General features: G+C 69.9%; 4 protein-coding genes. All 4 read left to right on the forward strand.

Going from position 1 to position 6,780, the window contains the following annotated elements; translation table 11 throughout:
- Positions 1-44 precede the first annotated feature (44 nt).
- The gene (locus ACZ49B_RS36190; RefSeq protein ID WP_468314782.1) at positions 45-764 is read left to right on the forward strand and encodes a thioesterase II family protein; all 720 of its coding nucleotides are present in this window, start codon (positions 45-47) and stop codon (positions 762-764) included.
- Positions 765-877: 113 nt separating this feature from the next.
- Positions 878-1,831, forward strand: a complete 954-nt coding sequence (locus tag ACZ49B_RS36195) for an ATP-binding cassette domain-containing protein (protein WP_468314785.1) — start codon at positions 878-880, stop codon at positions 1,829-1,831.
- On the forward strand, positions 1,828-2,589 hold the full coding sequence (locus ACZ49B_RS36200; protein ID WP_468314788.1) for an ABC transporter permease: 762 nt from the start codon (positions 1,828-1,830) through the stop codon (positions 2,587-2,589). The genes ACZ49B_RS36195 and ACZ49B_RS36200 overlap by 4 nt, the downstream gene beginning before the upstream one ends.
- Positions 2,590-2,848: 259 nt before the next feature.
- Entirely contained in the window at positions 2,849-6,667 is a 3,819-nt protein-coding gene (locus tag ACZ49B_RS36205) for a non-ribosomal peptide synthetase (protein ID WP_468314791.1), read from the forward strand.
- Positions 6,668-6,780: the final 113 nt, after the last annotated feature.

Genomic DNA, 6,780 nt, shown 5'->3' on the forward strand with positions numbered 1-6,780 from the left:
GATCGAATGAATGATTGGGGTTGGTCGGGGTGACAGAGCCCGGCATGTCCGCGGAACACGGGGACCAGGCCACGCTGCTGTGCGTGCCGTTCGCGGGAGCAGGTCCTTCGTTCTTCCACCCGTGGCGGGAGCTGTCCGCCGACCGCTGGCGCGTGACCTCGGTCGAGCTGCCGGGCCGGGAGCGGAAGATCCTGGAGGAGCCGTACCGGAACGTCGTCGAGGCGGCCAAGGGTTCGATCGACGACATCGTCGCCGACCTCGGCGAAGGCGCCCGGGTCGTGCTGTTCGGGCACAGTCTGGGCGCGGTGCTCGCGTACGAGCTGGTGCACCTGCTGACCGCGCGCGGCGTGCAGGTCGAGCGGCTGGTCGTCAGCGGTTCGCCGGGTCCGTGGACCCAGCGCGAGCGGCGGGCCACCGGGCTCCCGGACGAGGAGTTCCTCGCCAGGGTCGAGGAGTTCGCGGGATTCCGGCACGAGGCCCTCGACCACCCGGAAATGCGCGAGCTGATCCTCCCCGTGCTGCAGGCCGACTGCGAGATGCACGAGAACTACGTCCCGAGCACCGACGACATCGTGTCGGTCCCGATCTGCTCGCTGCGGGGCGCCTCCGACGGACTCGTCACCGCGGAAGAGGCCCGCCAGTGGCAGGCGGCGACCACGGCCGAATTCAACTATGTCGAATTTCCGGGCGACCACATGTATCTGGTCGATCTCGGCCGTGAGGTGCTGGACGTGATCGAGGCGGAGTCCGTCCGCGGTCGTTAGGGCGGGGGCGGTTTGCGATGGAAATGAGCGGTCCTCTGGCCCGGGCGATCTTGTCGAACGCCGTGTCAGGGAGGTGACAGGTGCGTGACAGGCCCGGAGAGGAAAGTGGAGGAATGAGAAGTTCAGCGATTGCAGTTTCAGGGCTGCGCAAGGCATATGGCGACAAGGTCGTCCTCGACGGCATCGATTTCGATGTCGCCGCAGGATCGATCTTCTCCCTGCTCGGCCCGAACGGGGCCGGCAAGACGACGACGGTCAACGTCCTCACGACGCTGATGAAGGCCGACGCCGGTACGGTGCGGGTCGCCGGGCACGACGTGGCGACCGCGACCAAGCAGGCGCGCGCGGCCATCGGCGTGACCGGTCAGTTCGCCGCGGTGGACGACCTGCTGTCCGGCCGCGAGAACCTGCAGCTGATGACGGACCTGAAGCGGGTGCGGGGCGGCGACAAGGTGGTCACGCAGCTGCTGGAGCGCTTCGACCTGGTGGAGTCGGCGGACAAGATGTCCTCGACCTACTCCGGCGGCATGCGCCGCAAGCTCGACCTGGCGATGACGCTGGTCGGCAACCCGGAGATCATCTTCCTCGACGAGCCGACGACGGGTCTCGACCCGCGCAGTCGGCGCACGATGTGGGGGATCGTCCGCGAGCTCGTCGCCGAGGGCACCACCATCTTCCTCACCACCCAGTACCTCGAGGAAGCCGACCAGCTCGCCGACCAGATCGCGGTGCTCAACGGGGGCCGCCTGGTCGCCCAGGGCACCCCCGAGGAGCTCAAGCGCCAGATCCCCGGCACCCACATCCGGTTCCGTTTCTCCGACCTCTACGAACTCGACGCGGCGGCACGCCTCCTGACCGGGTCCACGCGGGACGACGAGGAGCTGACCCTGCGGGTGGCCAGCGACGGCGAGACGAGGTCGCTGCGGGTCATGCTGGACCAGCTCGACGCGCACTCGCTCGACGCCCAGGAGTTCTCGGTGCAGCGACCGGACCTCGACGACGTCTTCCTCGCCCTGACCGACCCCACGCACGCCGAGCACATGAGCAAGGAGGCGATCGCGCAGTGAGCACTGCCTCGACGCCGTTGGCCGATTCGTCGATCATGTTGCGCCGCAACATCAAGCACAACGTGCGCAACCCCATCACGATGTTCAACGCGGTCCTGTTCCCCATCGTGATCATGCTGATGTTCGTCAAGGTGTTCGGCGGCGCGTTCAGCGTCGGCGACGACTACATCGACTACGCGACGCCCGGTCTGCTCGTGATGGCCATCAGCTACGGCCTGGGAGCCACCGCGACGGCCGTGAACTCCGACATGACCAAGGGCATCATCAACCGGTTCAAGGTCATGGACGTCTCCCGCGGCGCCATGCTGACCGGGCACGTCGTCATCACCGCCGTGCGCGCCCTGGTGGGCTGCGCGGCCATCGTCGGCGTGGCCTTCCTGATGGGCTTCGACCCCAAGGCGAGCGCCGTCGACTGGCTCGGCGTGATCGGCATCATCGTCCTGCTCAGCATCGCGGCCGGCTGGCTCACGGTCGCCATGGGGCTGGCCGCCAAGACCGCGGAGTCCGCGGGCCTGGGCGCCGTGCCGCTCATCATGCTGCCGTTCCTGAGCAGCGCGTTCGTGCCGGCGGAGACGATGGGGGTCGGCATCCGGCAGTTCGCCGAGTACCAGCCCTTCACCCCGATCATCGAGACGCTGCGCGGGCTGCTCGCGGGCAACCCCTCCAGCGGCGACGCCATCGCGGCCGTCGCCTGGTGCGTCGGGATCGCCGTCCTCGGCTACGTGTGGGCGGTCTCGACGTTCAAGAAGAGAGCGTGACCCCGACCAGCTCGTACCAGCTGGTCAGAGTCCCCTCCCGAGCTGCCTCGGCTGACCGCGTGTCGCCGGGGCGGCTTCATGTTTGGCACCATGCGGGTCTTTTCCGCTCCCCACCCGGCTGATCGGCTGCGCCTTCGCCGAGCCGGGGGGTGGGAAACCCGCAGTTCTTCGACCTGCCACAGGTGGCTGCGTGGGCGGAGGAATCGGCTGCTCCGCGTCCCCTGAGGCCTGAGCCAGACGATCCTCAAGGAGTGAAGCAATGGTTCCGCTGTCATTCTCGCAACGGCGCTACTGGTACATGCACCAACTGGAGGGCGGGGAGACCTGGAACATGCCCTCGGCGCTGCGGCTGACCGGCCCCCTGGACCAGGACGCCCTCGCCGCGGCGATCGGCGACGTGGTCGACCGGCACGAGGTCCTGCGCACCACGTACGTGACCGACGACGAAGGCGAACCCCACCAGCGGATCCTGCCGACGGCCGAGGCGTCGGCGCAGACGGGGCTGCCGGTGGTCGACGTGGCGCCCGAAGGCGTGGCCGGCGCGATCGACGAGGCCGTCGCGCACGGCTTCGACCTGGCGGCCGAAATCCCGTTCCGGGCCACCCTGTTGCGCTGCTCGCCCGAGGAACACGTCCTGGTCCTGGTCGTCCACCACATCGCGACGGACGGCAGCTCGGGCGCCCCGCTGGCACGGGACCTGGCCGCCGCCTACGCCGCCCGCCGGGACGGCGGGGCGCCGCAGTGGGAGCCGCTGCCCGTGCAGTACCAGCACTACACGATGTGGCAGCGCGAGGTGCTCGGCGACCTCGCCGACCCGGACAGTCTCGGCGCCGCGCAGATCGCGTACTGGCGCGACGAACTGGACGGGGTGCCGCAGCCGCTGGACCTGCCGCTGGACCGCCCGCGGTCCGTCGAAGCGACGACGCACGGCGACACGGTCGGCTTCGGCGTGGAGCCTGAGGTGGCGGCCGGGCTGGAGAAGCTGGCCGCCGAGCGCGGAACGACCATGTCGATGGTCATGCACGCCGCGCTGGCGGTGCTGCTGAGCAAGCTGGGCGGCGGGGACGACGTACAGGTCGGCACCCCGATCGCCGGGCGGACCGACGAAGCGCTGGCCGATCTGGTCGGGTGCTTCGTCAACAACCTGGTCCTGCGCGTGGACCTCTCCGGGAACCCCTCGTTCGCCGACGTGCTCGCCCAGGTGCGGAACAAGGCGCTGGCGGCCTACGAGCACCAGGACGTGCCGTTCGACGTGCTGGTCGAGGCGATCAACCCCGACCGCTCCACGGCGTACCGGCCGCTGTTCCAGGTCATGTGCGGCTGGCAGAACTTCGCGAAGCCGGTCCTCGACTTCCCCGGGCTCGAGGTGGAGTTCGTCCAGGCCCTCACCACGAAGGCCATGGTCGACCTGTTCTTCAGCATGGCCCTGGACGAGTCGGGTGCGCTGCGGGGCGACATCCAGTACGTCACCCAGCTGTTCGACCGGGACACGGTCGAGGCCATGGCGGCCCGGTTCGCGCGTGTCCTGGAGCAGCTGGTCGCCGACCCGGGCGTATGCGTCGGGGACATCGACGTGCTGATCGCGGGGGAGCGGGAGCGGCTGCTGGAGGAGGTCAACGCCACCGCCGAGCCGGTCCTGGAGCAGGGCCTGGTGGACGCCGTGCGAAGACAGTGCGCGCAGAGACCCGAGGCACTCGCCGTCATCGGCGAGGACGAGTCGCTCACCTACCGGGAGCTGGACACGCGGTCCAACAGGCTGGCGCACTGGCTGGCCGACCGCGGCGTGCGGGCCGAATCGCTGGTCGCCGTCCTTCTGCCCCGGACCGTGAACCTGATGGTGGCGCTGCTGGCGGTCCTGAAGGCCGGCGGAGCCTACGTCCCCCTCGACCCGGACCACCCGCGCTCCCGGACCGACTTCATCCTCGATCAGGTCGATCCGGTCCTCGTGCTCGACGCCGAGACGCTGGCCGGCGCGGACTGCTCGCCGTATCCGGACGAGGCACCCGAGGTGTTCGTCCGCCCCGAGAACACCCAGTACGTGATCTACACGTCCGGGTCGACGGGCACCCCGAAGGGGGTCGCGGTCCCGCGCGGCGCGCTGGCGAACTTCATCGCCTCGACGCAGCGCCGGTTCCCGCTGTCGCCGGCGGACCGGATGCTCTTCAGCACGACGGTGTCGTTCGACATGGCGAACACCGAGCTGTACCTCCCGTTCGTTGCGGGCGCGACCATGGTCATGGCGAAGAAGGACACCGTCACCGACCCGTCGGCCGTGATGGCGCTGATACGCCGCCACCAGGTCACCGTGGTGCAGGCCACGCCCGCGTTCTGGCAGATGCTGCTGACGCACGAGCCGAACGCCGCGCAGGGCCTGCGGATCATCACCGGCGCCGAGGCCGTGCCGGCCCGGCTCGCCGAGACGCTGGCGGAGCAGGCCGCCGAAGTGGGCAACTGGTACGGCCCCACCGAGACGACGACGTGGTCGACCATGGCGCCCGTGAAGGCGGGGGCCGGTGCGCCGCCCATCGGGACGCCGATCGGGAACACCCGGGTGTACGTGCTCGACCCGCGGATGCGACCGGTCCCGCGCGGGGTGCAGGGCGATCTGTACATCGCCGGTGACGGGGTGGCCCGCGGGTACCAGGGCCGCCCGGAGCTGACCGCGGAGCGGTTCGTGGCGTGTCCGTTCGGGCCCGCCGGTGCGCGGATGTACCGCACCGGGGACCTGGTGCGGTGGGACAGGGACGGCCGGCTGGAGTACATCGCGCGAACCGACCACCAGGTGAAGGTCCGGGGCTTCCGGATCGAGCTGGGAGAGGTCGAGAACGTGCTGGCCGGGCATCCCGGAGTCGCGCAGGCGGTGGTCGTCGTACGCGAGGACCGCGAGGGCGACAAGCGCATCGTGGGATACGTGGTGCCGGCGGCGGAGGGGCGCCAGGACCACGACGACTCGGCCGGTGCGCTGCTCGCCGAGCTGACCACGTACCTGGGCGGGAAGCTGCCCGACTACATGGTGCCTTCCGCGGTGATCCCGCTGCCGGAGATTCCACTGACCCCGAACGGGAAGCTCGACCGGCGCGCGCTGCCCGCGGAGCACACGGCCGCCGTGGCCGGCCAGGAGCCGCGCGACGCCCACGAAGAGAAGCTGTGCGCCCTCTTCGCCGAGCTCCTCGGCCGGGAGAAGGTCGGCATCCACGACAACTTCTTCACGCACGGCGGGCACTCGCTGCTGGCCACCCGGCTCAGCGTCCGCATCCGCAAGGAGTTCGACGTCGAGATCCCCATCAGGACGATCATCAAGTTCCCCACGGTGGCCGAGCTGGCCTCGCTGGTGCTCATCGGCACCCCCATGGACAACGACGACCCGTTCGCGGTCGTACTGCCGCTGAACGGCGATCCCGGCACGGGCAAGGAGCCCATGTGGTTCTTCCACGGGGGAGGCGGGCTGGGCTGGGCGTACTTCAGCTTCGTGACGCACGTGCAGGACCGCAAGGCGTACGCCCTGCAGTCCCGCGGCTCCGACGGGGTCGACTCGCTGGTGGGATCCGTGGCGGAGATGGTCGACGACTACGTCGCCGAGATGCTGAAGATCCAGCCGGAGGGGCCCTTCCACCTGGTCGGCTGGTCCTACGGCGGCACCGTCGTACAGGCCGTCGCGGACGCGCTGGACCGGCTCGGGCACGAGATCGCCCTCGTGGCCATCCTGGACTCCCAGCCCGGGGGACACGGGTGGACGGAGATCCACGCCAACAAGACCCTGGCGGAGTACCGGGCGGAGCTCGAGGACTTCTTCGGCCAGTACATCGGCACCGACAACCGGCAGGAGTTCCTGGACACCATGTCCAAGGTGCTGGCCAACAACTCGAACCTCATGATGGGTTTCGAGTCGCCGGTCTACCGGGGTGACGTGCTGTTCTTCAGCGCGACGCTGCAGGACGAGCAGTACGCGCACCTGTGGCGGCCGTACGTCACCGGTTCCATCGAGGTGCACGACGTACACGCCACGCACCACGAGATGAACATGCCCGCATCCGTGGCAGAGGTCTTCGAGGTGATCAACCGCAAGCTGGCGGAGTGACCGGCGCGCCATGACGGACGGCGGGGGGGGGGGGGGGGGGGGGGGGGGGGGGGGGGGCGGGGTGGGGGGGGGGGGGGGGGGGGGGGGGGGGGGGGGGGGGGGGGGGGGGGGGG

Source organism: Streptomyces sp. NPDC031132 (assembly GCF_055570595.1).

What these genes read in the sequence shown, in the direction of transcription:
- ACZ49B_RS36205 (WP_468314791.1), top strand. Translation starts at nt 2,849, where the DNA reads ATGGTTCCGCTGTCATTCTCGCAACGGCGCTACTGGTACATGCACCAA.
- ACZ49B_RS36190 (WP_468314782.1), top strand. Translation starts at nt 45, where the DNA reads ATGTCCGCGGAACACGGGGACCAGGCCACGCTGCTGTGCGTGCCGTTC.
- ACZ49B_RS36195 (WP_468314785.1), top strand. Translation starts at nt 878, where the DNA reads ATGAGAAGTTCAGCGATTGCAGTTTCAGGGCTGCGCAAGGCATATGGC.